The sequence below is a fragment of the Nonomuraea sp. NPDC050643 genome (genome assembly GCF_040654715.1).
Taxonomy (GTDB): Bacteria; Actinomycetota; Actinomycetes; order Streptosporangiales; family Streptosporangiaceae; genus Nonomuraea.
The window spans coordinates 108610-130592 of the sequence record NZ_JBFAIM010000030.1; the positions used below are offsets into that span (position 1 = coordinate 108610).

The window sequence follows — 21983 nt, forward strand, 5'->3', positions numbered from 1 at the left end:
GCGCCCTGCGCCGGTCAGGCGTTGCGGATTCGGGCCGCCGCCTGGAGGCCGAGCAGTTCGACCGAGCGTTCCCGCATCTCGACCTTCCTGATCTTGCCGGTCACGGTCAGCGGGAACGCGTCCGCGACGTGCACGTAGCGGGGGATCTTGTAGTGCGCCAGCCGGCCCGCGCAGTACTCCCTGACCAGCTCCGCCGTCAGCGGGCTCGTGCCCGGCCGCATGACGACCCAGGCCATGACCTCCTCGCCGTACTTCTCGTCCGGCACCCCGATGACCTGGACGTCGGCGATGTCCGGATGACCGTAGAGGAACTCCTCGATCTCGCGCGGGTAGACGTTCTCGCCGCCCCTGATGATCATGTCCTTGATCCGGCCCACCACGTTGACGTAGCCGGCGTCGTCCATCGTGGCCAGGTCCCCGGTACGCATCCACCGCGCCGCGTCGATGGCCTCGGCCGTCTTCTCCGGCTCGTTCCAGTAGCCGAGCATGACCGAGTAGCCGCGCGTGCACAGCTCCCCGGGCTCGCCCCGCGGCGCCGTGAGCCGCGTCTCGGGGTCGACGATCTTCACCTCGACGTGCGGCATCACCCGGCCCACGGTCTCGGTCCTGCGTGCCAGGTCGTCGTCGGACCTGGTCATCGTGGACACGGGCGAGGTCTCGGTCATGCCGTAGCAGATGGCGACCTCGCGCATGTTCATCTCGCCGACGACGCGCTTCATCACCTCGACCGGGCACGGGGAGCCCGCCATGATGCCGGTCCGCAGCGAGGACAGGTCGAACCTCGCGGCCAGGGCCAGCTCGGCGATGAACATGGTCGGCACCCCGTACAGGGACGTGCACCGCTCCTCCTGCACGGCGCGCAGCGTCGCCTCCGGGTCGAAGCCGGGCGACGGGATGACGATGCAGGAGCCGTGCGTGGTGGCGCCCAGGTTGCCCATGACCATGCCGAAGCAGTGGTAGAACGGCACCGGCAGGCAGACGCGGTCCCGCTCGGTGTAGTGGATCAGCTCGCCGACGAAGTAGCCGTTGTTGAGGATGTTGTGGTGCGACAGCGTCGCGCCCTTCGGGAAGCCGGTGGTGCCCGAGGTGTACTGGATGTTGATCGGGTCGTCGAAGGCCAGCTCCGCCATCCGGGCCTCCAGCGCCGCGCGATCCGCCTTGCGCGCGGTCAGGGCCTCCCAGGTGGGGTCGTCGAGATAGACGGCGTCGGTGAAGCCGATCTCCTCGATCATCTTGCGGTAGTCGCTGCCCTTGTGCTCCTGGGCGCTGATCAGCAGCCGCATGCCGGACTGCTCGGCCACGTAGCGCAACTCGTGGGTGCGGTAGGCCGGGTTGACGTTGACGAGGATCGCGCCGATCTTGGCGGTGGCGTACTGGACGAGCACCCATTCGGCCCGGTTGGGCGCCCAGATGCCCACCCGGTCGCCCCTCGCGATGCCCCGGGCCAGCAGGGCCCTGGCCAGGTCGTCGACGTCGGCGTTCAGTCGCGCGTAGGTCCACCTGCGGCCCGCCGGCACGTCGACGAGGGCTTCCCGGTCGCCGAAGCGGGCCGCGGTGCGTTCGAGGTTCGCGCCGATGGTCTCGCCCAGCAGGGCAGTCTCGGCGGTGGCGCTGGAGTACGACAGCATGCCCACAGTGTCAGCCGCCCGCCCGCGTACGCACCAGTCCCCGTCTGCGGCGCGCCGCGAACGCCAGTGCCAGCAGTGCCGCCGCCGCGCCCGCGACCAGGCGGCGCTGGCGGGTGACACGCCGCTCCACCTGGGCGTACGGCGTCGTCGAGAACGAGACCAGCTCGTAGCGGGAGGCGTAGCCGGGCAGCACCCGCTCCAGCGCGTGCTCCAGGCGCTTGCCCGCCAGGAACGCCCGGGAGCCGACCTTGTCGCGCATCTCCACGAAGTTGTCCAGGGCCAGCCGGGCGATCACGTCGGTGTCGGCCTTGCGGCGCTCGAAGAGCTCCAGCGCGCGGGGGAAGTCGTCGTCCGCCTCGTCCAGGCAGCGGTCCAGCTCGACGCAGTCCTCGAACCCGCAGTTCGCGCCCTGGCCGTAGAAGGGCACGATGGCGTGCGCGGCGTCGCCGACCAGCCCGATCGCGGCGGCGCCGGTGGTGACGTGCCAGGGCGAGCAGCGCATGGTGACCAGGTGGCCGACCGGGTTGTCGCGGAAGGCGGGGACCAGGTCGGGCATCAGCTCGAACGCGTCCGGGTAGTGCTGGGCGAAGTACGCCCTGATCCGCTGCGGGGTGTCCAGGGCGGTGAGGGTCTCGTGCGGCCAGAACAGGGTGCAGGTGAACGAGCGGTCCGGGTTCGGCAGGGCGATCATCATCGAGCGGCCGCGCGGCCAGATGTGCAGCGCGCCCGGATCCATGGCGAACGCGCCGTTCCTCGCCGGGATCGACAGCTCCTTGTAGCCGTAGTCCAGGTACTCCTGGCTGAAGTTCACCCCGGGCACCTGCTGCAGCCTGGCCCTGACCGCGCTGTACGCCCCGTCCGCGCCGATCACCACCCGGGCCGGTTCCGTCCTGCCGTGCTCGAACTCCAGCCGGCCCGTGCGCTCGTCCAGGCCGGTGAGCCGGTGCCCGAAGCGGACCTCCACGCCGGGCAGGGCGGTGGCCGCGTCGAGGAGCCGGCGGTTCAGGTCGGCGCGGCCGATGGAGTTGATGGCGTGGGAGCGGTCGGCGCTGTAGGGCTGGAAGGTCAGGGTGCCGTCGGGGGCGTGCATCATCCGGCCCGGCATGGGGAGCGCCGTGTGGAGGACCTTGCCGTCCAGGCCGAGGCGGCGCAGGGCGTCGATGCCGCGTTCGGAGATGGCCAGGTTGATCGACCGGCCGCGGTCGGGGCCCTCCTCGCGGGGGTCGGGGCGGCGTTCGTACAGGGTGACGGTGTGGTTGCGGCGGGCCAGGAAGCAGGCGAGCAGACAGCCGACGAGCCCGGCCCCGACGATCGTGACCTCCATCCCTCCTTCGTACGGCGGGGTGCGGCGCCTGTCCAGTTGGGACGTCCGGTTGTGCCGGCTACGTGAGCGCCTCGGTGATGGCGCGGGCGGTGGCCTGCCAGATCGGGGTGGAAGGGGTGATGACGTCGAAGTGGTCGCCGGGCATTTCCAGATATGTCACGTCATCGCCTGCCTGCTGGGCCGCCCGTGCGTAGCGGCGTCCGAAGTCGACCAGGTCCAGGTCGTCGGCCGCGCCCTGCACGACGAGCTGGGGCACGCCGAGCGGCACCCGCAGGAGGGGTGAGGCGTCGGCGTCCCGCGCGTCCCCGAGAGCGGCCGCGACGGCCCCGGTGCCGATCCACCGGCGCTCGCCTTCGACCAGGTCGAGCACCCCGGCCAGCGACACGACCAGGGAGATGACCGGCGACCCAGGCACCGGCACGCGCGACGGCGCCCTCGACGCCACAGGCGGGGACGCGGACCGGGAGGCGGGTGGCGGCACGCGGGGTGTGGTCCCGGTCCGGTCGGCCACCGCGCGCAGGGCGAGCTGGGCTCCGGCCGAGTGTCCGGCGACGGCGATCCGGCCGAGGTCAACGACGTCGCCGAGCCCGGCGAGCGCCGCCAGGCCCGCGGCCACGTCCGCCGTGGTGGTCCGCCAGCCGTGCAGGTCGGGGCGGCGGTATTCGAGGTTCCACACCGCGAGGCCGCGCGCGGTCAGGTCGGCGCAGAGCGCCTCCATGAGGTCGGCCGCCCAGATCGAGCGCCAGTAACCACCGTGGATCAGCACCACGACCGGCGCCCTGGCCAAGGACGCCTGCCCGGCCGGGTCGCTCCCCTCAGGCAGGTACAGCTCACCCCCCGCAGGCCGGTACAGGTCGCTTCTCGCGGGCACGTACAGGTCGCCCCACTGCTCCGGCGCGTCCATGCCGTACGCGATCCGCCGGGACGGATGCCGGCTTCGGTGCACGGCGTGCCGGATCCCCCAGGCCAGCCCGGCGACGCCGCGCCCGTGCAGGTGGGTGGCGCCATCGCCGGCCGCCACCCCGTCCGCCCGCCAGAGGTCCACCCACACCACCTCCCCCAGCGGCCGCCCCATCAGCGCGCGGACCTCCGGCGTCGGCCCGGGGAGCACCACCGTGCCGTCGGACAGGAGGGACCGCAGGTGGGCAGCGTCGTGGGCGTGGACGAGGTCGCCGCTCACGCCCGCCGCCGCGAACTCGCGCCCCGCGATCTCCGCCAGCAGGGCCGGATCGGCCGTCACGCCGGGGCCGACGACCACCAGGACATCGTTCATGGGGCCAGACCCTACAGAAACCGGGAGGGGCCCGCCGTGCCGTAGTTTGGGCCGGTGCATGTGAAGCAGCTTCACCCCTGGCCCACCACCGTCGCCGAGGCCGAGGCCGTCCAGGACCGGCTCCGCGGGGAGGTCGAGCTCACCGGGCCGACCGCGTTCACGCTGGTGGCGGGTCTCGACGTGCACTACCACGGCGACGACGAGCTGACGGCCGCGGTGGTCGTCCTCGACGCGGGCACGCTGGAGCCGGTGGAGCAGGTGGTGATCCACGGCGAGGCGGCCTTCCCGTACGTGCCCGGCCTGTTCGCCTTCCGCGAGTTGCCCGCCCTGGTACGAGCGCTCGAACGGCTCACCGTGACGCCCGGCCTGCTCGTCTGCGACGGCTACGGGCTGGCCCACCCGCGCGGGTTCGGCCTGGCCTGCCACCTCGGCGTGCTGACCGGGCTGCCGGCGGTGGGGGTCGGCAAGACACCGTTCGTCGGCACGCATGAGACGCCGGGCCGGGAGCGCGGCGCGTGGACGCCGATCGTTCACGAGGGCGCCGTCGTAGGCCGGGCCCTGCGCACCCAGCCCGATGTCAAGCCGGTGTACGTCTCCCAGGGCCACCGCATCTCCCTGGACACCGCCACCGACCAGGTGCTGCGCCTGGCCGCCCGCTACCGCCTCCCGGAGCCGATCCGCCACGCCGACCACCTGGCCCGCCACCCGGCCTGACCCCGCGAGACCGGGTGCCGTTGGGGGTCAGCGGCGCCAGGACCACACCAGGAGCCACACGCTCAGCCCGAAGAGCGTCATCCCGAGCGGCACGTGCACCGTCACCACGCCGGACCCGCCCATCGCGGACTGGACGAACCCGAGCAGCAGCACGGCCAGGCTGACCAGCGCCGGCCAGCCCGCGCCGCGCCCCGGCCGCCACAGCAGCACGGCCACGACGAGCTGTGCCAGGCCCAGCACGTGCACCGCCGTGGCGCCCACGCCGTGCAGGCTCCCTCCTCCCCCGCTCATGAGCTGGCCGGCCGTCACCGCCTGCGCGAGCACGGACAGCGTGTTGAGCGCGGCGACGGCCTTGAACGCGGTGGCGTACCCGCTCCCCTTGACGACCTGGGTGACCACTGGAGCTCTCCTTTGACCTCGGCGAAGGTCTCCAGCATTCCGCCGGGCCTCGGGGACGGCATCCGCCGCCCGTCGTCATCCCGGCTACGCCGTCAGTCGTACGCGGGGGGCTCGTGCGCGCCCGACAGCGCCAGCGGCGGCAGGACGGCCTGGGCGTCGGCGCCGCCGAACCACAGGCCGATCATGAACGCCGCCGTCGCCTCGAGCTGCGCGGCCCGCTCCAGCCCGCCACCGTCCACGGGGGTGCAGCCGAGGTCGGCGACGAGCGTGCGCGCGGCCTCCAGAGCGGCCGGGTCGTCCCCGCACAGCGGCACGGCCAGCGGCCGGCCGTCGAACACCGGCGGCGTCATCCGCCACACGTCCACGTGGCACAGGTTGAACCCCTTCACCACGTGAGCGCCGGTGATGTCACTGATCCGCCGCGCCAGGGAGCGCGTGGGATCGTACGCGGCCGGCTCGGCGGCGTTGGTCACGTCGATGAGCGGCTTGCCGCGCAGCGCGGCGCCGGCCGCCTGCAACGTGGCGAGCAGCCCCGCCTCCCTGACCGCCACCACTCCGGCCTGCCCGAACCCGGCCGCCTCGGCCCAGGTCCCGGCCCGCACCACGGCTCCCGCCCGCGCGCTCATCCGCTCCGCCCTGGCGGCGCTCCTGCCCGGGTCGCGCCCGCTGATCAGCACCTCGTGGCCCGCCCTGGCCCACTGCGTTCCCAGCGCGTCGGCCATGTCGCCCGCGCCCAGGATCCCGATCCGCATGTTCCGTCCTCTGTCAGTCGAAGGGGTTTTACTGGTAGGAGGACTGTAGAAATCTCGTCGCACACCATTCGGTGCCTAACGGAGGCTCCCCGTTGTACCTCGCCGACTGCCAGGCCAGACTCGCCTTCGACCTGATCGCCAACACCTGGAACGCGGTCGTCGTCTGGTCGCTCCGCCACGGCCCGCGCCGCCCCGGCCGGCTGCGTGAGGAGATCGGCGGCATCAGCACCAAGGTGCTGACCGAGACGCTGCGCCGCCTGGAGTTCAACGGCCTCGTGGTGCGCCGCGCCTACGCGGAGGCGCCGCCCAGGGTCGAATACGAGCTGACCGACCTGGGCCGCACCCTGCTGGGACCGATCGAGGCGTTCGGGGAGTGGGCCTTCGACCACGCCGACGAGGTGATGGCGGCTCAGGATCGCGTCGAGCTCACCTGAACACTTTACTTGGACCGAGTGTTACCGAATCACTACTCTGGGTAGCAAGTCGGAGGTTGTTCATTACCGTTACCCAGGAGGTTTCATGCTTGTCTCCCCCCGCCGGGTCGCCACAGCCGTGCTCGTGGCCGGTGGCCTGAGCCTGCTCGCCACCCCGGCGGCGCACGCCATCACCGACCCCGCCCTCCTGCTGAGCTGCGTGGCCGCGACCCCCAACGACCTCACCGCGCTCGTCGATCCCAGCGCCGTGCTGGCCGACCCGGCCGCCCTGGCCGCGCCGCCCGAGGTTCCGGCGACGCACTGCCTCGCGCCCTGACCCGAGCGGACAGGGCTCCGGTCCGGGACCACCCCTCGACACCGGTGCGGGCGGCGCGCTGACCTTGCCGCCCGGTTCCGGCCCCGACAGCGCAACGAGCGTGTACGAAGAGCAGCAAGGAGTTCCCTTGAAGATCCGAGTCCTGATCGCCGTCGCCGCCCTCGCGCTGGCGGCCGGCGCCCCGCCCCTTGTCCTCGACGGTCTCGGTTCGGGCGGCCCGCCTTATCTCGACGTCCAGGCCTACGTCCAGCACATCAACGTCCTGACGTCGTAGTGCGGGTCGCGCAACTGTCCGTGGCCGACAAGCCGGCCGCCCCACGGACCGCGCTCAGACGTATCGGCTACGTCATGTTCCTCAGCCGGTGGATCCAGGTGCCGCTTTATCTGGGGCTGATCGTCGCACAGGTCGTGTACGTGTGGCGGTTCATGCTGGAGCTCCTCCACCTGGCCCAGCTCGGTTTCGGCGGCACGCCGCCCGAGACCACCGTCATGCTGATCGTCCTCGGCCTCGTGGACGTCGTGATGATCTCTAATCTGCTGATCATGGTCATCATCGGCGGCTACGAGACGTTCGTCTCGCGGCTGCGCATCGAGGGGCACCCCGACCAGCCTCAGTGGCTCTCACACGTCAACGCGAACGTGCTGAAGGTCAAGCTCGCCATGGCGATCATCGGCATCTCCTCCATCCACCTCCTCCAGATCTTCATCAACGCGGCCAGACCGGCCATCACCGACCGGGAACTCATATGGAAAACCCTGATCCACCTGACCTTCGTCGTCTCGGCGCTCGCGCTCGCCTGGATCGATCGCATCATGGAGGGCAGCCGGCCACACCTTGGCAGCGGGGAGCGGCCTGCGGAGATGCAGCACCCGCAGCGGGGCGCCGCCTAGGGTGGCGGGGCGCGTGGCGGTGCCTGGGGCGGAGGTTCTGATGAGCGCGAAGGGCGCCGCGGTCGCGGGATTCGGCGCGGCGCTGGCCGCCGTGCTGTTCTGCGGCGGCGCCCACGCCGACGACGAACCCCCCGCGAAGGGCCCGGCGCCGCTCATCGGCGACGTGATCATCTTCAACGATGAGATCGTCGAGCCGGTGTCCCTGCCGGTCACCACGTGCGGAGGCCTGTTGCCGGTGCTCGCCAAGTCGCGGGCCACCTGCGAGGGCGCCTCCCGCGTGTCGGACGACGACGCGTGAAGCCGTACGTGCCCGCCCTCGGGGGTGGGCGGGCACCGAGGCGAGCACCGAGGCGAGCACTGAGGCGGCACCGGGGCGGCGCTGAAGCGGCACCGGGGGCGGCGGTCCGCGCTCCGGCCGCGTGGTCAGTCCGTTGAGTCGAACAGCCGCTCCAGCACGACGGCCACGCCGTCCTCGTCGTTCGACGACGTCAGGTGTTCCGTCGCCGAGCGCACCATCGGGTGCGCGTTGCCCATCGCGTAGCCGGCGCCCGCGTAGAGCAGCACGGCCAGGTCGTTGGGCATGTCGCCGAACGCCACCACCTCCGCCGGGCCGATCCCCCGTTCCCCACAGAACCGGTCGAGCGTGACCGCCTTCGTCACGCCCGGCGCGCTGATCTCGAGGATCCCGTCCACGCCCGAGAACGTGACCTCGGCCAGGTCGCCGATGGCCGCCGACACCGCCGCGTACATCTCGTCGGCCGTGTGCGCCGCCGACAGGGCGAGCAGTTTGGCGATGGGCTGGCCGCCGTCGAAGACCGAGGCCACCTCGCGGTAGGCCGCCAGGTCCTGGGCGACCCGCCGGGTGTAGGCGGCTTCGGCCAGCACGTTGCGGCCGGTCTCGACGGCCAGGCCGACGCCGGGCAGGGCGAGGGCGAGCGCCTCGGCGACCTTCCTGGCCGCGTCGGGGGCGAGCGGGTGGGTGGCGGTGATCTCGTCGGTGGCCAGGTCGTACACGATGGCGCCGTTGCTGCAGATGGCGGTGCCGGTGACATCCGCCTGCTCGGCGATCTCCCGGACGCCGCGCGGCGCGCGGGCGGTGACGAAGACGATCTCGGCTCCGGCCGCGCGGGCGGTCCGCAGGGCCTGCCTGGTGCGGGGGGTCACGGTGCCGTCGGTGGTGAGGAGGGTTCCGTCGAGGTCGGTGGCCACGATGCGCGGGAAGGTCACCCGCCGATCATCTCAATCCGGCCTGGCGATACGGTACGCGGGTGCGCTCTCCCGCCGGCCCAGACGACCGCCCAGACGACCGCCCAGACAGCCGCCCAGACAGCCGCCTCGACAGCCGCCCCGATGACCGGCTCGCGTCCGTCTTCCGGTTCGCCTCCGAGCTGATCGCCTGGGTCGCGGCCCCGTGGGCGCTCTGGTCGTTCTCCGTCCCTCTGGCTGTGCTGTCGGTCGTGGTGCTGATCGGGCTGCCGACGATCTTCTCCACTCCCGGTGACAAGCGGAGCGTGATCGTGGCCGTGCCGGGTTTCGTGACGATCGCGCTGGTCGTCCTGCAGGTGGGGGTGGCGGTGGTGGCGGCGTGGGCGGTCTGGCACGCCTTCGCCGCCGCGGTGGTGTCGGTGCTGGCCGTGGTGACGGTCGTGATGGAGCTGCCGCGCTGGCGGTGGCTGTTGTCGCGATAGAGCGGCTATCGCCGGGTGGAACGGCCGTCGGCGGGGTCGGACGGCCGATGTCGGAGTGCGACGGCCGGTGCCGGGCCGGCACGGCTCGCGTCAGATCCGCATCTCGCCGGGGAGCAGCTTCGCCGCGTTCGTGAGCTCCATGCCGAGGAGTTGCCCGGAGTCGCCGTAGTCGAGGACGATGTCCTCGGCGACGAACTGCCGCATGGCCTCGCCTGGCACAATTTCATGCTTCATTGCGATATAGGCCATATTTCGGCCCTTGTCCCAGTTCACGTACACCGTCTGCGCCCGCTGCCCCGACGGCTCGTCGTCCCAGGTCAGCATCCCCTCCTTGGCCTCGTGCGAGCCCGCCAGGGCCGCCCGGACCATGGCCATCGCCAGCTCGACCGCCTCCAGCGAGTCGAGCCCGGTGACCTTCCGCTCGTGCTCCCACCCCGCGAGACCGTCGATCCGGTAGGGGCACGACCAGTCGCCCGTCGGCTCCTCATAGGGCAGGCCGATCGTGACGACGACGTCACACGGCGGATCGGTACGCAGCGCCAGCACCCGATGGGCGATCTCGTACATGTCTGCTGATCTACCCCTGTGACCGCTCCAGGAAGACTCGGCCCGACACCGGTTCGGTACCATATCGTGGCTTGGAGATAGATTCGTGCCATGACGGCCGCGGGCTGATCTCCTACCGGCCGTGAGGGAGCCCTGTGATGAACGAGTCGTTCGGGACGCGTCTGCGAGCCAGACTCGACGAGTGCGGACCGCTCTGTGTGGGCATCGACCCCGGCCCGGGGCTGCTCGGGGCCTGGGGGCTCGACGACTCCCCCGCCGGCCTGGAGCGCTTCAGCCGCACGGTCGTCGAGGCGGTGGCCGACGTGGCCGCCGTGGTCAAGCCGCAGTCGGCCTTCTTCGAGCGCTGGGGCAGCCGCGGCATCGCCGTCCTGGAACGCACCATCGCCGACCTGCGTGAGGCGGGCACGCTGGTCATCCTCGACGTCAAGCGGGGTGACATCGGCAGCACGATGACGGCCTACGCCGAGGCGTACCTCGACCGGGGCAGCCCGCTGGCGGCCGACGCCGTGACGCTGAGCCCGTACCTGGGGTTCGGGTCGCTGGAGGGGGCGATCACCTCGGCGGTGGCCAACGACGCGGGCGTGTTCGTGCTGGCCCTGACCTCCAACCCGGAGGCGGCGCCGCTGCAGCGGCTGGTGGCCGACCAGGTGCTGGCCGGGGCCGCGGCGGCGAACGCGGGGCAGTCCCCGTTCGGGCCCGTCGGGGTGGTCGTGGGGGCCACGCTGCCCGCGATCGAGCACTCGCTGACCGAGCTCAACGGGCCGATCCTGGCTCCCGGGCTGGGCGCCCAGGGCGCCTCTCCGGCCGACGTCGCGCGGTTGTTCGCGTCCGTGCGGCACGCGGTCGTGCCGTCGGTCTCCCGGGCGGTGCTGACCGATCCCAAGCGGGTGCGGGCGCGTACGATCCGCTACCGGGACGAGTGCGCGGCCCACCTGGACGTCAAGATCGCCACACAGCGCTGACCCCGAACGTCTCGCTCAGCCGCGCCATGTCGTGCAGGTCGCGCTCTCTCGGCTCGTAGCCCTGGTGGAAGTACAGTTGCTGGTCCACCGACAGGCACGGCACGCGCACGCCCTCGATCACGCCGGAGGCGAAGGCGGCGGCCGGGTAGGTGAAGACACCGCCCCGCTCGTCGAGGCGCTGGACGGCCGAGCCGTCGGGTTGGAACAGCAGCGGGTGCAGGTCCAGCTCGTCGCCCCGGGGATCGCCCATGACGAAGCGGGCGGGACGGCCGGGCTCGACGCCCTCGCGCTCGGCGTAGCCCAGCTCCTCCAGCGCGGCGATCACGGCCGGCTCCTGCTCGGCGCGGTGTAGCAGGTCGAGGTCGCCGTGCGGCCTGGTGGCGCGGCCGACCAGCGCGTCGATGCCCCAGCCGCCGCCGATCCAGACCTCGCACCCGGCCTGGCGCAGCGTCTCGAGCACGGTCAGGACTGTGCGCGCCTCGAACATGCGCATCCTTCCTGCGGGTGATTTCCCGCGGGATCCGGTGGGTTAGCGTCGCCTCGTACGGAACGGAGATCGTACTCGAGCGAGGGACCCGATGCGTTGTGAGACCGGCGTGGCGATCGACGCGCCCGCCGAGCGGGTGTGGCAGGTCCTGACGGACGTCGAGCGCTGGCCGGAGTTCACGCCCACGATGACGAGCGTGCGGCTGATGGACGACGGGCCGCTGGGCACCGGCGCGACGGTGCGGATCAAGCAGCCGGGGATCCCGCGGCTCGACTGGGTGGTGACCGAGTTCCGCCCGGGCGTCTCCTTCACGTGGGAGACGATCACGGGCGGGGTGACGATCTCGGCCGCTCACGTGATCGAGCCGCGCGCGGGCGGCGGCGTGACCGTCGTGCTCGGCGTCGGCCGGACCGGGCGGCTGGCACCGCTGCTCACGCTGCTCGGCGGGCGGCGTACCCGGCGCCATGTCCGCGTCGAGGCGGAGAGCCTCAAGCGGCGCTGCGAGGCTCGATGACGCGGTTGACGGCGGCCAGCACCGCGTGCACCGAGGCGGTCAGCACGGAGGTGTCCTGGGCGGCGCCCCAGCAGGTGGCGCCGCCGACGCGGGCCTCCACGTAGGCGATGGCCCGGCCGTCACGACCGGGGTCCAGGGCGTGCTCGGCGTAGTGCAGGATGTCCACCTCGATCCCGTCGGCGGCGAGCGCGGCGGTCAGCGCGTCGAGCGGGCCGTTGCCGGTGCCGCGCAGCCGCCGCCCCGACCGCAGCGTGCCGGCGAACTCGTGCGCGCCGGGCCCGGTCTCCACCGTCCGCCAGTCCGCCAGCGCGCTGGTCTCTCCCGGTGCCAGGTAGGTGGCGTGGAAGAGCCGCCACAGCTCCTCGGCGGTGATCTCCTCGCCGCTGCCGTCGCCGGCCCGCTGGACGACCGAGGCGAAGTCGATCTGCAGGCGGCGGGGCAGCTCCAGGCCGTAGCGGGTCCGCAGCAGGTACGCGATGCCGCCCTTGCCCGACTGGCTGTTGACCCGGATGACCGCCTGGTAGCCGCGGCCCACGTCGGCCGGGTCGATCGGCAGGTAGGGCACCTCCCACGGCGCCTGCTCCGGCGGCACGCCCAGCTCGGCGGCCCGCTTGGCGTGGTGGGCCAGGCCCTTGCCGATGGCGTCCTGGTGGGTGCCGGAGAAGGCGGTGTGGACGAGGTCGCCCGCGTACGGGTGGCGCTCGGGCACCGGGAGCCGGTTGCAGTGCTCGACGACCCGCCTGACCTCGTCGATGTCGGACAGGTCGATCATCGGGTCGACGCCCTGGGTGTGCAGGTTGAGCGCGAGCGTCACCAGGTCCACGTTGCCGGTGCGCTCGCCGTTGCCGAACAGGCAGCCCTCGACCCGCTGCGCCCCGGCCAGCAGGGCCAGCTCGGCGCAGGCCACGCCGGTGCCCCGGTCGTTGTGCGGGTGCACGGAGAGGATCACCGCGTCCCTGCGGTCGAGGTGGCGGTGCATGTACTCGATCTGGTCGGCGTACACGTTGGGGGTGGCGATCTCGACGGTCGCGGGCAGGTTGTGGATCACCGGGCGGTCGGGGGAGGCGTCCCACAGGGCGGTCAGGCCGTTGCAGACCTCCAGCACGTAGTCGGGCTCGGTGAGGTTGAACACCTCGGGCGAGAACTGGAACCGGATGTCCCGGTCCCCCGCCAGGCGGGCCACGTGCTCGGCCGCGTCCGTGATGAGGGCGCGCAGCTCGCGCCGGTCGTGGCCGAGCACCACGTCGCGCCAGGTGGGAGCGGTGGCGGTGTAGAGGTGCACGACCACGCGGGGCAGGCCCTCGATGGCGGCGAACGTGCGCTCGATCAGATCCTGCCGCGCAGCCGTGAACACGACCACGCTCACGTCGCCGGTCTCCCGCGCGGCCAGCTCGCGGACGAAGTCGAAGTCCATCTGGCTCGACGAGGGGTAGCCGACCTCGATCTCCGTGAATCCCATGCCGGTGAGCAGGTCGAACATGCGGCGCTTGCGGGCCGGGTCCATCGGCTCGGCCAGGGCCTGGTTGCCGTCGCGCAGGTCGACCGGCACCCACAGGGGCGCCCGGGTGAGGCGGCGGGCCGGCCACGCGCGCTCGCCGGTCGGCGGCACCTCGACGCGCTCGTGCGCCGGGCGGTAGCGGTGGGAGGGCATGGTGCTGGGGCGTTGGCGGTTCCAGTCGTACACGGGCGCTAGACTAACCACAACACAGGTCCTCAGACAACCTGAGAGGTTTTACGATGCCGCTCGGCGCCCTCCGCCCCAGCCCACTGGTCGAACAGGCCACCCAGCACCTGCGGGAGCAGATCACACGCGGTGAGTGGCCGGTGGGCACGCGGCTGCCCGGGGAGAACGCGCTGGCCAAGACGCTCGGCGTGGGCCGCTCGACGGTGCGCGAGGCGCTGCGGGCGCTGGCCGGGGCGGGGCTCGTGCAGGCGCGGCAGGGGTCGGGGGTGTTCGTGATCGCCACGGAGCCGGCCGAGGACTGGCCGGCCCGGCTGCGGCGGGCCGCCATCACCGACGTCTACGAGGTCAGGATGATGGTCGAGACGCAGGCGGCGAGGCTGGCGGCGGGGCGGCGTACCGAGGAGGACCTCGCCGCGATGGAGTCGGCGCTGCGGGCGCGGGCCGACGCCGCGGCCGGGGATGACGCCTCCTTCGTGGACGCGGACATCGCGCTGCACGCGGCGGTGGTGGCCGCGGCGGGCAACCCGGTGCTCACCGACCTGTTCGCGGAGTTCACGCCGGCGTTGCGGGAGCGGCTGATCGATCTGGTGGAGCTGGCGGGGTTGCGCGAGCATGATCGCAACCCCGGGCACGGCTCGCACGCCGCCCTGGTGACGGCGATCCGGGAGGGGGACGGGGAGGCGGCGAGCGGGATCCTGCAGGCGGAACTGGAACAGACCCTGACCCACCTGCACAGCGACCGCTCCTGACAGACCGCCGGTGCGCGAGGGCGGGGCTGGTCGGGGCGGGGTCAGCCGGTTGGGCCGGCGTCCGGGCGGACGACTTCCTCTCTCTCGTTTTCGTCCTTGTCCTCGGGCGGTCGCTCCGGCTCCGGGTCCGGCTCCGCGTCCGGCGCGGGATCGGGGTCGGGCTCCGGGTCTTCCTGGGGCCGGGGCATGTCGGCGAGCAGAGGGCGGCGGTGCCTCGGGGTGTCGGCGCCGGACCGTTCCGCGACCACGTCGCTCTCGCCGTCCACTCCTCCGACCGCCTCGGGCAGCTCATCAGGCGTCTCGTTCATGGCCACCCTCTGCCCGGCGAACCGGCCTGTTACCGTCCGAAGGATGACCGGCGGAGCGCCGGCCACCCGCGCCCCTCCGGGAACGTCATTTCAGGCGGGCCGCGGCCTCCAGTGGCTCGGGCGAACGCAGGAAGCGCAAATCTTCCATGACCAGAGCGGCATTGGTGGCGCCGCCGCGGCGGAGGGCCGGGGAGAGCGTGTCCAGGTCGGGCCAGCGGGACGGGCGGAGGTGGACGCGGTAGCCGTCTCCGGCGGGGTCGAGGGTGAGGGCGTCGCCGATGGCGAGCCTGCTCTCCGGGAGGTGGGCCGCGGTCGCTCCGGCGGCCCGTTCCAGGGCTGCGACCGAGGTGACCCCGGTGGCGATGGGCAGGGTCGTGTCCGGGCCGCTGACGTGCTCGCGCAGGTCACGCAGGCGGGCGGCGGCGGTCGTACGGGCGGGATGGTCCTTGGGCAGACGATCGGCCAGGAGCCTCGCAACGCGGGCGACGTGACCCAGCGGCGGTACGGACGGACGCTCGCCGAGCAGGGCGATCAGCGCTTCCAGGGCGTCCTCGGCGCCGGAGGCGACGGTGACCCACTGCTCGGTGGTGAGCGGGGTGAGCCTCGGGTGGCGTTCCGCCCAGTACGCGACCGCCTGGTCCAGGTCGGGGCCCGTACGCCAGAGGTCGGCGGCATCGTCGGGCATGAGCAGCTCGACGACGGCGACGGCCTCGTCGGTGGTGGTGAGCGCCTCCAGGGAGAGCGCGGCGATACGCAACTCGGCCTCGGTCAGGCCGAGTTCGCGGGCCCGGGCGGCGTCGCCCTCGCGGAAGGCGGCGACGCGGCCCCGCGCCCAGCCGTCCGGCCAGGAGAGTGTGCGGGCCGAGGTGGACAGCAGGATCAGGCACTGTGCCGGTGACAGGCCGGTGGCCTCGGCGAACGCCCCTACGGTCGCCCCCCGGTCCACGGGCGGCGGCCCATTCTCGGCGATCAGGTCGAGCGCCCGCCGGAGCCGGTCCGGGTCGCCCCAGCCGCGGCAGGTCCGCAGCTCGACGACGCGGTTGCGGGTGAACAGGAGCGGGTCGGGGCCGCCCGGGGTGTGGAGGAGCGCCGTGACCGCGTACCCGTGTCCCACCTGCTCGTGGTCGGCGACGGCGGCGGCCGCGATGGGGCCGCGGCCCGAGTGGACATGCCCGAGGTCGTACTCCGGGCGCAGCCGGGCGACGTGCCAGGTGCCGTCGGTACGGAGGAGTTCGGGGACGGCGGCCAGTTCCAGAAGTCGCGCGCGCCCGCCGCCGTCGCCCCACGCTGCCTCCAGGACGGCGGCGCCGAGGCGGCCCAGCGTGTTCTCGACCCCCTTGACGGCGCGGGCGTCGAAGACGGCGATCTCCTTGTCGTACGGCACGTCGACGGCGGCACGGGCAAAGTGGACGATCCTCTCGTACGCGGACTCGGGCCCCGGATCGTCCGGCTCGGGGGACCTCTCGGAGAGGACGCCGGGTGCCGCGGAGGCGGGCGCCGGGCGCAGATGGCGCGGCGGGGTCAGCGCCAGGCGTGCCAGCAGGGCGAACGCGCGCTCGCGGCATTCGACGGCCGTCCACACCAGGAACGTGACGCCCTTCCGGAGCGACTCGTCGGTGATCTCCGGCAGGAGCGGGCGGAGCCGTCCCGCCAGCTCGTCGCGGGCGGCGCCCTTCTCCCGGTACCCGCATTCGGGGTCCAGCGCCCGCATGAGGTCGGCGGCGAGCGCCGCGTCCGCGACGTCGATCAGGGCCTGCGCCTTCTTCTCGTCGACGGCGCGCAGCGCCCTGGATCCTTCGGGGTCACGCGGCCGCATCGCCGACCACCGGCCGGGCGGCGCGACCAGGCGGGTCCCGGACGCGTAGCGGTGGTGCTCGACCGTGCTGATGTTCTCGGCGCCGTCGTGCTCGGGGACTCTGCCCCAGCCCCGGACGTAGCGGCCGATGGTCCGCCCGGCCGGGTCCCGCAGCTCGATGATCCGGCCCTGGCCGCGCCACACGGTGGCCTCGGCGCCACCGGGGAAGGCGACCCGTTCGCCCTCGGCCGGTACGACGCGGCGAGCGGCGGGGTGCGCGCCGCCGTGCGGGCAGTGCGGGCCACCGTGGTCCAGTACGGTCACCCGGCCGTTCACGGCGATCAGGCAGCGGTCGTAGAGGTCGCGCGCCTCGGTCCGTTCGTGGGACCGGCTGGAGACGACCTCGTACGTGCCGAAGCCGTGGGACGGGCCGACTCCGTCCGGTGTGACGACGGAGGCGCGGAACTTGTACTCCCAGAGCCGGCCGGACTCGATCAGGAGCAGGTCGGTGCCGCTCTCCTCCAGGTAGTCGGTGATGGTGTCGACGTGGCCGGGGACGAAGGCGGGCAGCTCCAGTTCGTCGAGGACGCCGCCGCTCAGCGTGGTGGCGAGGGCGCGGGCCGGGTCCGTCCCGGTCGCGATCGCCCGGACGCTGTCCAGGAGGGGGCCGGGGACTCCGGCGATGGTGAACCGCCCGGCGTCGCACAGGGCGGCGTGCGCGTCCGGAAGCCCTTGATGGGGGATCCGCTCGGCATGCTCGGCCAGGATGGCGGCGACGATCCGCGCCGTTCCCGGTGTCGTGGTCAGGGCTCGTACGGTCTCGGGGGCGGTCTGCTTCGGGACGGCGGGCTCGGTGACGTTGAGCTGGTTGGTCACGTTGCCCACGATCGCGTCGCGCAGCAGCGGAGCCCAGTCCGGGTCGGCGGCGACGGCGGCCAGGTCGGTGCCCGCTCCGGAGGCGAGCCGGTCGTACAGCTTGAACGTGTGCAGCAGCCGGGGCCGCGCGAGCGGGACGCCGCGGTCCAGGAGGAGATCGAGGAGCGGGAGGTCGGCGGCGGTCTCCTCCCAGCGGTTGACCTCGTCCTCGTCCACTCCCAGCACCGCCTCATGGTCGTCGCAGGTGAGGCCCTCCGCGCGCAGCCGCGTACCGGCGTCGTGCAGGAGGTCGCCGAGACCGGCGACGGGGAGTGCGAGACCCGCGTACCGCTTCAGGAAGCGGCCGAGCCAGTCCTTCGCCGCCGCCCCCGCCAGCCCGGGGGACGTGGTGAACGGGGCGGTCAGGCCCGCGCCCGCGAGGTTGCCGAGGAGGAGCGACACTGCCGCGCTCTTCGCGTTGGGGGTGTCCGTGGCGGGCAGCGGCAGGGTGGCGAGGAGCGCGCGGCCGACGCCCGCGTCCGCCCGTGCCATCGGGCCGAGCAACGGAAGGACGAACGTCCAGAGGGCTCGCGGTGCCGATTCCATGCAGCCGCTCGCCAGCAGGGCCCGCACGGCGCGTTCGTCCTCGGGCCCGCCGAGGGTGTGCCCGGCGGCCTTCGCCAGCGCCGCCCAGCCGTCGGCCAGGGCCAGCGCGCCGTCGGCGCCGTCCGGGACCTCCTCGCACCACGCGGTGAGCAGGCCGCGGTGCCAGCGGTACGCGCCGGGGGCGGGATGGCGGGCGGCGAGCCGCTTGCCGTGCTTCTTGAGCGTGGCCGTGCCGGCGGCGTCCGGTCCCGCGGCGAGGTGCGCCGCGACGAGCGCGGCCTCGTCGACCGGCAGCGCGTGCGCGTCCTCGGCGGCGCGGGCCTTGTCGAAGAAGGCGGCGGCGAAGCGGGCGCTGCCCGCGGCGGCCAGGATCCGCGCGCACTCCTCGTAGAACGGCGGCAGCAGCTCGGGCGCGTGCCTGTCCAGGTCGTCGCCGGTACGGGTGAGCGCGGCGCGGGCGAGGCCGGGCTTGCGGGCGGCCAGACCGTGGGCGGCCCGCAGGTCGGTGTGCGCGGCCAGGATGCGGGCGCGGTGCGCCGGGTACCGGTGCAGGGCGGAGGCGAGGAAGCCGAGCGGGCCCGCGTGCACGGCGCCGACGCCGGTCTCCGCCACCGGGTCCAGGTCGTACAGCGACTTCTCGGCCTTGTCGCCGTCGACGGCCGCGCGCCGGACGAGTTCGACGACCGGTTCGTCCAGGACGGGGTGCTCGTAGCGGACGGCGACGCACGTGTCCTCGTCGGAGCCGGCAGGCGTGCCCGGCAGCACCGCCCCGGCGCGCAACAGCACCTCGCGCGCCGGGGCGGTGCTGCCGGAGGGCGCCACGGTGCCGGGCTCGCCCTGGTGGGCGTCGCAGTAGCGGGAGTACGCCTCAGCCGCCTCCATCGCCGGCTCCATCGCCGGCTCCGTCTCGTCCACGGTGCGGTCCGCGTACAGGGCCATGAGTATGCGGACGCCCTCGGACCAGGCGATGTCGCCGATCTCCCGGCCGCCCGCGGTGAAGCTCAGCCCCGCCAGGTAGGCCGGGCTCATCGGCCCGCTCCAGTGCAGGTCGATCTCGACGCCGAGCGGCTCGGGCGCGTGCACGGTGAACCGCGCCCTGTCCCCTTTGACGCGCCCGCCCAGCTCGTGGACGCGGCGTTCGAACGCGGCGCCGCTCTCGTAGCGGGCGTCCATGTATCCGAAGGTGTCGACCACGCCGAACGTACGGTCCATGCTCGCGGGACGCGTCCACACCTCGCGGCGCACCTGCTCGACCACCTGCGTGAGGTTCCGCCCCCGCCAGATCGGCAGCTCGTCGCCGAGCAGCAGCGGGTGCGGGATCGCGAAGGAGTCCGCGCCCGTCCACGCGCCCTCGCGCAGGAGCGCGCAGCGGCCGAGGTCGGGCGCGCCGTCGGCGATCGGGGCGATGACCAGGCCGGTGAGCGTCTCGCGCCACACCGGGTCGTCCCACACGGCCGCGAACACCGCGGCCGGGACGGGCAGCGAGCGCACCATCCAGGTCTCGACCTGGTCGTGCACCGACCGCGCGTGCTCTCCGAGCCGGTCGCAGAGGGCGGCGAGCCGTACCGCGGCCGGATCCTTCCTGACGTTGGCGGGCACCTTGGCCGGCACGTGGCCGGCGGCCGTCCGGCAGGCGAGCACCGGCCGCCGCGTCCCCTCAACGGTGAGTTCGTGGCCCGTCGCGATCCCGATCCATCCCATGGCACGTCATTCTTGATCATCCCTAGGACATTTCTGCGGGAACCAATGATTTACCCGCAGTGACCGGGGCAGCCGGGAGGGCGTTTCCCGCCCGGCCTGGCGCGCGCCTGCTCCCCGGTCCGGCTCCGGTGGGCGGACGTCAGGTGAGGGCGTCCTCGATCTGCCTGCGGTTCGGCATCGACGTGCTGGCCCCCTCGCGCTGCACCGACAGCGCCGCCGCCGTCGAGGCGAAGGCCAGGGCCCGCTCCATCTCGGACCCTTCCGACCGCGCCGCCGCCAGCGCCCCCACGAACGTGTCGCCGGCCGCCGTCGTGTCGACCGCCTTGACCTCCACGGCCGGCACCCGCAGCCGCGCCCCGGAGCGCGAGCCGTAGAGCGCGCCTTCGGAGCCCAGCGTGATCACCGCCTCCTCCACCATCTCCAGCAGCGCGTCGAGGGCGCCGTCTGGGTCGGAGACGCCGGTGATGGCGGCGGCCTCGTGCTCGTTGGGGACGATCGTGGTGACCGCGTCGAGCAGCTCCTGCGGCAGCGGCTGGGCCGGCGCGGGGGTGAGGAAGACGGGCACGGCGGAGACCCTGGCGGCCTGCGCCGCCGCCACGACGGCCCGCATCGGCAGTTCGAGCTGCAGCAGCAGCGCGCGTGAGCGGGCGATCGCGGCCAGGTCGGTGCCGGACGGCCCGGTGACGGTGCCGTTCGCGCCGGGGACGACGATGATCGAGTTGCCGCCGTCGTCGTCCACCACGATGTGCGCGATGCCGCTGGGGCCGGGGACCTGGCGCAGGCCGCGCAGGTCGATGCCGGCGTCCGAGAGCGTGGCCCGCAGTTCGGCCCCGAAGCCGTCGTCGCCCACCGCCCCCAGGAACGCCACCTCCGCGCCCGCGCGGGCGGCGGCGATCGCCTGGTTGGCGCCCTTGCCCCCAGGCACGGTACGGAACCGGTGCCCCGTGACCGTCTCACCCCGTTTCGGGGCTTCGGAGACATAGGCGACAAGGTCCATGTTGGCGCTGCCGAAAACCGAGATCATGACCTCATCATCTCCCGTGTACGCACCGTCAACTCCTCGAGCCCCACCCCGTCGAACCCGGTCAGACTGCTGGCCAGGCTGTCGCGCATGCGCCAGCGCTCCGGCACGCCGCCGTTCAGCGCGCCCGCGACGGACCCCGCCGTGGCCCCGGCCGAGTCGGTGTCCCAGCCGCCGGCGACCGCCCCGGCGATCGTGGCGGTGAAGTCACCTCCGCCGTGGACGAGCGTGGCGGCGACCAGGGCGGCGTTGTTGATCGTGTGCACCCAGTGCAGGCCGCCATGGCGCTCGTGGAGCAGGTCGACGACCCGTTCGAAGTCGGCCTCGCGGGCGGCGTCCGCGGCGGCCAGGCGGACCGCCTCGTGCAGGCGCGAGCCCGCCGGCACCACGGACAGGCCCGCCCGCACGACCTCCTCCGCCGACGTGGCGACCAGCGAGGCGGCGCACATCGCGGCTGTGAACATGGCCCCGTAGATCCCGTTGGCGGTGTGCGTGAGCCGGGCGTCGCGCCAGGCGTACTCGGCGGCCGTGGCCGGGTCGCCGGGGTTGACCCAGCCGTAGACGTCGGTCCTGATCAGCGCGCCGATCCACTCCCGGAACGGGTTGCGGTGGGTGGCCGTGCGCGGCGGCTCGACGCCGTCGAGAAGGTTGCGGTACGCCACCCGCTCGGCGGTGAACGTCCGGCCCGCGGGCAGCTCGTCCAGCCAGAGCCGGGCCACGTCCTCGGTGGTGAAGCCGCGGCCGTGGCGCTCCAGGACGGACAGGGCCAACAGCGGGTAGTTGAGGTCGTCGTCCTCGGGGATGCCGTCGATGTTCTCGGCCAGGGAGTTGACGGCGCTGCGGCGGTTCCACGGCCAGCGGCGGGCGACGTCGCCGGGCAGGCCCTCGGCGGTGAACCAGCCCGTGATGGGCCAGTTGCCGGTGGCCTCGGCGATCCGCCTGATGCCCTCGCGCGGGATCTTCTCCACGGGCTTGCCGAGCACGCACCCGGCCGCCCGCCCCTGCCACGCGCCCAGCACCCGCGCGGGATCCACCCGAACCGCGCCCCGGTCATGGACGCCGGAGCCCCGCGGCCCCCGATCGGCGGCGCCGGACGCTCCCCCGCCGGTGGCGCGCGGTCCCGGCCACTCCGGGCACGCGGCGATGATGTCCGCCAGCTCCGACGGCTCCCGCAGCGGGGACGGGATGCCCGCCAGCTCGTCCAGCAGTTCCTCCGCCAGTCCCCGCAGCTTCGCGGCCCCGGCCTCCGAGTCATCGACGCGGTCGAGTTCGTCCGCGCGGTCCGGCTCGCCCGGACCGTGCCGGTGCTGCTCGG

23 protein-coding genes are annotated in these 21983 nt (G+C 73.3%); 10 read left to right on the forward strand and 13 right to left on the reverse strand.

Annotated features, from left to right (window positions below; genetic code table 11):
* Window positions 1-14: 14 nt before the first annotated feature.
* The 3 genes from AB0I15_RS34515 to AB0I15_RS34525 are packed head-to-tail and all read right to left on the reverse strand — an operon-like array spanning window position 15 to window position 4225.
* The gene (locus tag AB0I15_RS34515) at window positions 15-1628 is read right to left on the reverse strand and encodes an AMP-binding protein (protein ID WP_358104786.1); all 1614 of its coding nucleotides are present in this window, start codon (window positions 1626-1628) and stop codon (window positions 15-17) included.
* Between the two features lie 10 nt (window positions 1629-1638).
* A complete protein-coding gene (locus AB0I15_RS34520) occupies window positions 1639-2952 on the reverse strand; it encodes an NAD(P)/FAD-dependent oxidoreductase (RefSeq protein ID WP_358104790.1) in 1314 nt (437 codons plus the stop codon).
* 58 nt (window positions 2953-3010) lie between these two features.
* Complete coding sequence (locus AB0I15_RS34525) at window positions 3011-4225, reverse strand: alpha/beta hydrolase (RefSeq protein ID WP_358104793.1); 1215 nt, start codon at window positions 4223-4225, stop codon at window positions 3011-3013.
* A gap of 54 nt (window positions 4226-4279) precedes the next feature.
* Here AB0I15_RS34525 and AB0I15_RS34530 point away from each other — a divergent pair, with 54 nt between their 5' ends.
* A complete protein-coding gene (locus AB0I15_RS34530; protein WP_358104796.1) occupies window positions 4280-4939 on the forward strand; it encodes an endonuclease V in 660 nt (219 codons plus the stop codon).
* A 27-nt stretch (window positions 4940-4966) separates the two neighbouring features.
* On the opposite strand, the gene AB0I15_RS34535 is transcribed toward AB0I15_RS34530, so the two are convergent.
* Window positions 4967-5338 carry a hypothetical protein gene (locus AB0I15_RS34535; protein WP_358104799.1) on the reverse strand — a complete coding sequence of 124 codons (372 nt, stop codon included), beginning with the start codon at window positions 5336-5338 and terminating at the stop codon, window positions 4967-4969.
* 92 nt (window positions 5339-5430) lie between these two features.
* A complete protein-coding gene (locus tag AB0I15_RS34540; protein WP_358104802.1) occupies window positions 5431-6090 on the reverse strand; it encodes an NAD(P)-binding domain-containing protein in 660 nt (219 codons plus the stop codon).
* 92 nt (window positions 6091-6182) lie between these two features.
* Between AB0I15_RS34540 and AB0I15_RS34545 the strand changes: the two genes are divergently transcribed.
* From AB0I15_RS34545 to AB0I15_RS34565, 5 genes are all read left to right on the forward strand, one after another.
* Window positions 6183-6524, forward strand: a complete 342-nt coding sequence (locus AB0I15_RS34545) for a helix-turn-helix domain-containing protein (protein WP_358104805.1) — start codon at window positions 6183-6185, stop codon at window positions 6522-6524.
* 85 nt (window positions 6525-6609) lie between these two features.
* Window positions 6610-6840: a hypothetical protein gene (locus AB0I15_RS34550; protein ID WP_358104808.1), complete on the forward strand. Its 231-nt coding sequence runs from the start codon at window positions 6610-6612 to the stop codon at window positions 6838-6840.
* Window positions 6841-6967: 127 nt separating this feature from the next.
* The gene (locus AB0I15_RS34555) at window positions 6968-7114 is read left to right on the forward strand and encodes a hypothetical protein (protein WP_358104811.1); all 147 of its coding nucleotides are present in this window, start codon (window positions 6968-6970) and stop codon (window positions 7112-7114) included.
* A gap of 20 nt (window positions 7115-7134) precedes the next feature.
* Window positions 7135-7731 (forward strand): TIGR00645 family protein, encoded by a 597-nt coding sequence (locus AB0I15_RS34560; protein WP_358104814.1) that lies wholly within the window; start codon window positions 7135-7137, stop codon window positions 7729-7731.
* Between the two features lie 40 nt (window positions 7732-7771).
* A complete protein-coding gene (locus tag AB0I15_RS34565; protein ID WP_358104817.1) occupies window positions 7772-8029 on the forward strand; it encodes a hypothetical protein in 258 nt (85 codons plus the stop codon).
* A gap of 125 nt (window positions 8030-8154) precedes the next feature.
* Here AB0I15_RS34565 and AB0I15_RS34570 read toward each other — a convergent pair whose 3' ends face one another.
* Window positions 8155-8958, reverse strand: a complete 804-nt coding sequence (locus AB0I15_RS34570) for a Cof-type HAD-IIB family hydrolase (RefSeq protein WP_358104820.1) — start codon at window positions 8956-8958, stop codon at window positions 8155-8157.
* A 41-nt stretch (window positions 8959-8999) separates the two neighbouring features.
* Between AB0I15_RS34570 and AB0I15_RS34575 the strand changes: the two genes are divergently transcribed.
* A complete protein-coding gene (locus AB0I15_RS34575) occupies window positions 9000-9419 on the forward strand; it encodes a hypothetical protein (protein ID WP_358104823.1) in 420 nt (139 codons plus the stop codon).
* Window positions 9420-9509: 90 nt separating this feature from the next.
* Here AB0I15_RS34575 and AB0I15_RS34580 read toward each other — a convergent pair whose 3' ends face one another.
* Window positions 9510-9986 carry a DUF2283 domain-containing protein gene (locus AB0I15_RS34580; RefSeq protein WP_358104826.1) on the reverse strand — a complete coding sequence of 159 codons (477 nt, stop codon included), beginning with the start codon at window positions 9984-9986 and terminating at the stop codon, window positions 9510-9512.
* A gap of 137 nt (window positions 9987-10123) precedes the next feature.
* Here AB0I15_RS34580 and pyrF point away from each other — a divergent pair, with 137 nt between their 5' ends.
* On the forward strand, window positions 10124-10948 hold the full coding sequence (pyrF, locus tag AB0I15_RS34585; protein ID WP_358104829.1) for an orotidine-5'-phosphate decarboxylase: 825 nt from the start codon (window positions 10124-10126) through the stop codon (window positions 10946-10948).
* Here the strand turns inward: pyrF and AB0I15_RS34590 are convergent.
* Window positions 10926-11435: a hypothetical protein gene (locus tag AB0I15_RS34590; RefSeq protein ID WP_358104833.1), complete on the reverse strand. Its 510-nt coding sequence runs from the start codon at window positions 11433-11435 to the stop codon at window positions 10926-10928. The genes pyrF and AB0I15_RS34590 overlap by 23 nt on opposite strands.
* A 91-nt stretch (window positions 11436-11526) precedes the next feature.
* On the opposite strand from AB0I15_RS34590, the gene AB0I15_RS34595 reads away from it, so the two are divergent.
* Window positions 11527-11949 carry an SRPBCC family protein gene (locus AB0I15_RS34595; RefSeq protein ID WP_358104836.1) on the forward strand — a complete coding sequence of 141 codons (423 nt, stop codon included), beginning with the start codon at window positions 11527-11529 and terminating at the stop codon, window positions 11947-11949.
* On the opposite strand, the gene AB0I15_RS34600 is transcribed toward AB0I15_RS34595, so the two are convergent.
* A complete protein-coding gene (locus AB0I15_RS34600) occupies window positions 11924-13600 on the reverse strand; it encodes a 2-isopropylmalate synthase (RefSeq protein WP_358104857.1) in 1677 nt (558 codons plus the stop codon). The genes AB0I15_RS34595 and AB0I15_RS34600 overlap by 26 nt on opposite strands.
* Window positions 13601-13686: 86 nt before the next feature.
* Between AB0I15_RS34600 and AB0I15_RS34605 the strand changes: the two genes are divergently transcribed.
* Complete coding sequence (locus tag AB0I15_RS34605) at window positions 13687-14382, forward strand: FCD domain-containing protein (RefSeq protein WP_358104839.1); 696 nt, start codon at window positions 13687-13689, stop codon at window positions 14380-14382.
* A 41-nt stretch (window positions 14383-14423) separates the two neighbouring features.
* On the opposite strand, the gene AB0I15_RS34610 is transcribed toward AB0I15_RS34605, so the two are convergent.
* The 4 genes from AB0I15_RS34610 to AB0I15_RS34625 all read right to left on the reverse strand — a co-directional run.
* A complete protein-coding gene (locus AB0I15_RS34610) occupies window positions 14424-14690 on the reverse strand; it encodes a hypothetical protein (protein ID WP_358104842.1) in 267 nt (88 codons plus the stop codon).
* Window positions 14691-14775: 85 nt separating this feature from the next.
* On the reverse strand, window positions 14776-19647 hold the full coding sequence (locus tag AB0I15_RS34615) for a DUF4132 domain-containing protein (protein ID WP_358104845.1): 4872 nt from the start codon (window positions 19645-19647) through the stop codon (window positions 14776-14778).
* 139 nt (window positions 19648-19786) lie between these two features.
* Window positions 19787-20671 carry a ribokinase gene (gene rbsK / locus AB0I15_RS34620; RefSeq protein WP_358104848.1) on the reverse strand — a complete coding sequence of 295 codons (885 nt, stop codon included), beginning with the start codon at window positions 20669-20671 and terminating at the stop codon, window positions 19787-19789.
* On the reverse strand, window positions 20668-21983 hold a 1316-nt coding region (locus AB0I15_RS34625; RefSeq protein WP_358104851.1), incomplete at its 5' end, for an ADP-ribosylglycohydrolase family protein. The genes AB0I15_RS34625 and rbsK, both read right to left, overlap by 4 nt.

Coding starts and splice junctions, on each gene's coding strand:
- AB0I15_RS34515 (WP_358104786.1), bottom strand. CDS start 1,628: ATGCTGTCGTACTCCAGCGCCACCGCCGAGACTGCCCTGCTGGGCGAG.
- AB0I15_RS34520 (WP_358104790.1), bottom strand. CDS start 2,952: ATGGAGGTCACGATCGTCGGGGCCGGGCTCGTCGGCTGTCTGCTCGCC.
- AB0I15_RS34525 (WP_358104793.1), bottom strand. CDS start 4,225: ATGAACGATGTCCTGGTGGTCGTCGGCCCCGGCGTGACGGCCGATCCG.
- AB0I15_RS34540 (WP_358104802.1), bottom strand. CDS start 6,090: ATGCGGATCGGGATCCTGGGCGCGGGCGACATGGCCGACGCGCTGGGA.
- AB0I15_RS34550 (WP_358104808.1), top strand. CDS start 6,610: ATGCTTGTCTCCCCCCGCCGGGTCGCCACAGCCGTGCTCGTGGCCGGT.
- AB0I15_RS34565 (WP_358104817.1), top strand. CDS start 7,772: ATGAGCGCGAAGGGCGCCGCGGTCGCGGGATTCGGCGCGGCGCTGGCC.
- AB0I15_RS34580 (WP_358104826.1), bottom strand. CDS start 9,986: ATGTACGAGATCGCCCATCGGGTGCTGGCGCTGCGTACCGATCCGCCG.
- pyrF (WP_358104829.1), top strand. CDS start 10,124: ATGAACGAGTCGTTCGGGACGCGTCTGCGAGCCAGACTCGACGAGTGC.
- AB0I15_RS34590 (WP_358104833.1), bottom strand. CDS start 11,435: ATGTTCGAGGCGCGCACAGTCCTGACCGTGCTCGAGACGCTGCGCCAG.
- AB0I15_RS34595 (WP_358104836.1), top strand. CDS start 11,527: ATGCGTTGTGAGACCGGCGTGGCGATCGACGCGCCCGCCGAGCGGGTG.
- AB0I15_RS34600 (WP_358104857.1), bottom strand. CDS start 13,600: ATGCCCTCCCACCGCTACCGCCCGGCGCACGAGCGCGTCGAGGTGCCG.
- AB0I15_RS34605 (WP_358104839.1), top strand. CDS start 13,687: ATGCCGCTCGGCGCCCTCCGCCCCAGCCCACTGGTCGAACAGGCCACC.
- AB0I15_RS34610 (WP_358104842.1), bottom strand. CDS start 14,690: ATGAACGAGACGCCTGATGAGCTGCCCGAGGCGGTCGGAGGAGTGGAC.
- AB0I15_RS34615 (WP_358104845.1), bottom strand. CDS start 19,647: ATGGGATGGATCGGGATCGCGACGGGCCACGAACTCACCGTTGAGGGG.
- rbsK (WP_358104848.1), bottom strand. CDS start 20,671: ATGATCTCGGTTTTCGGCAGCGCCAACATGGACCTTGTCGCCTATGTC.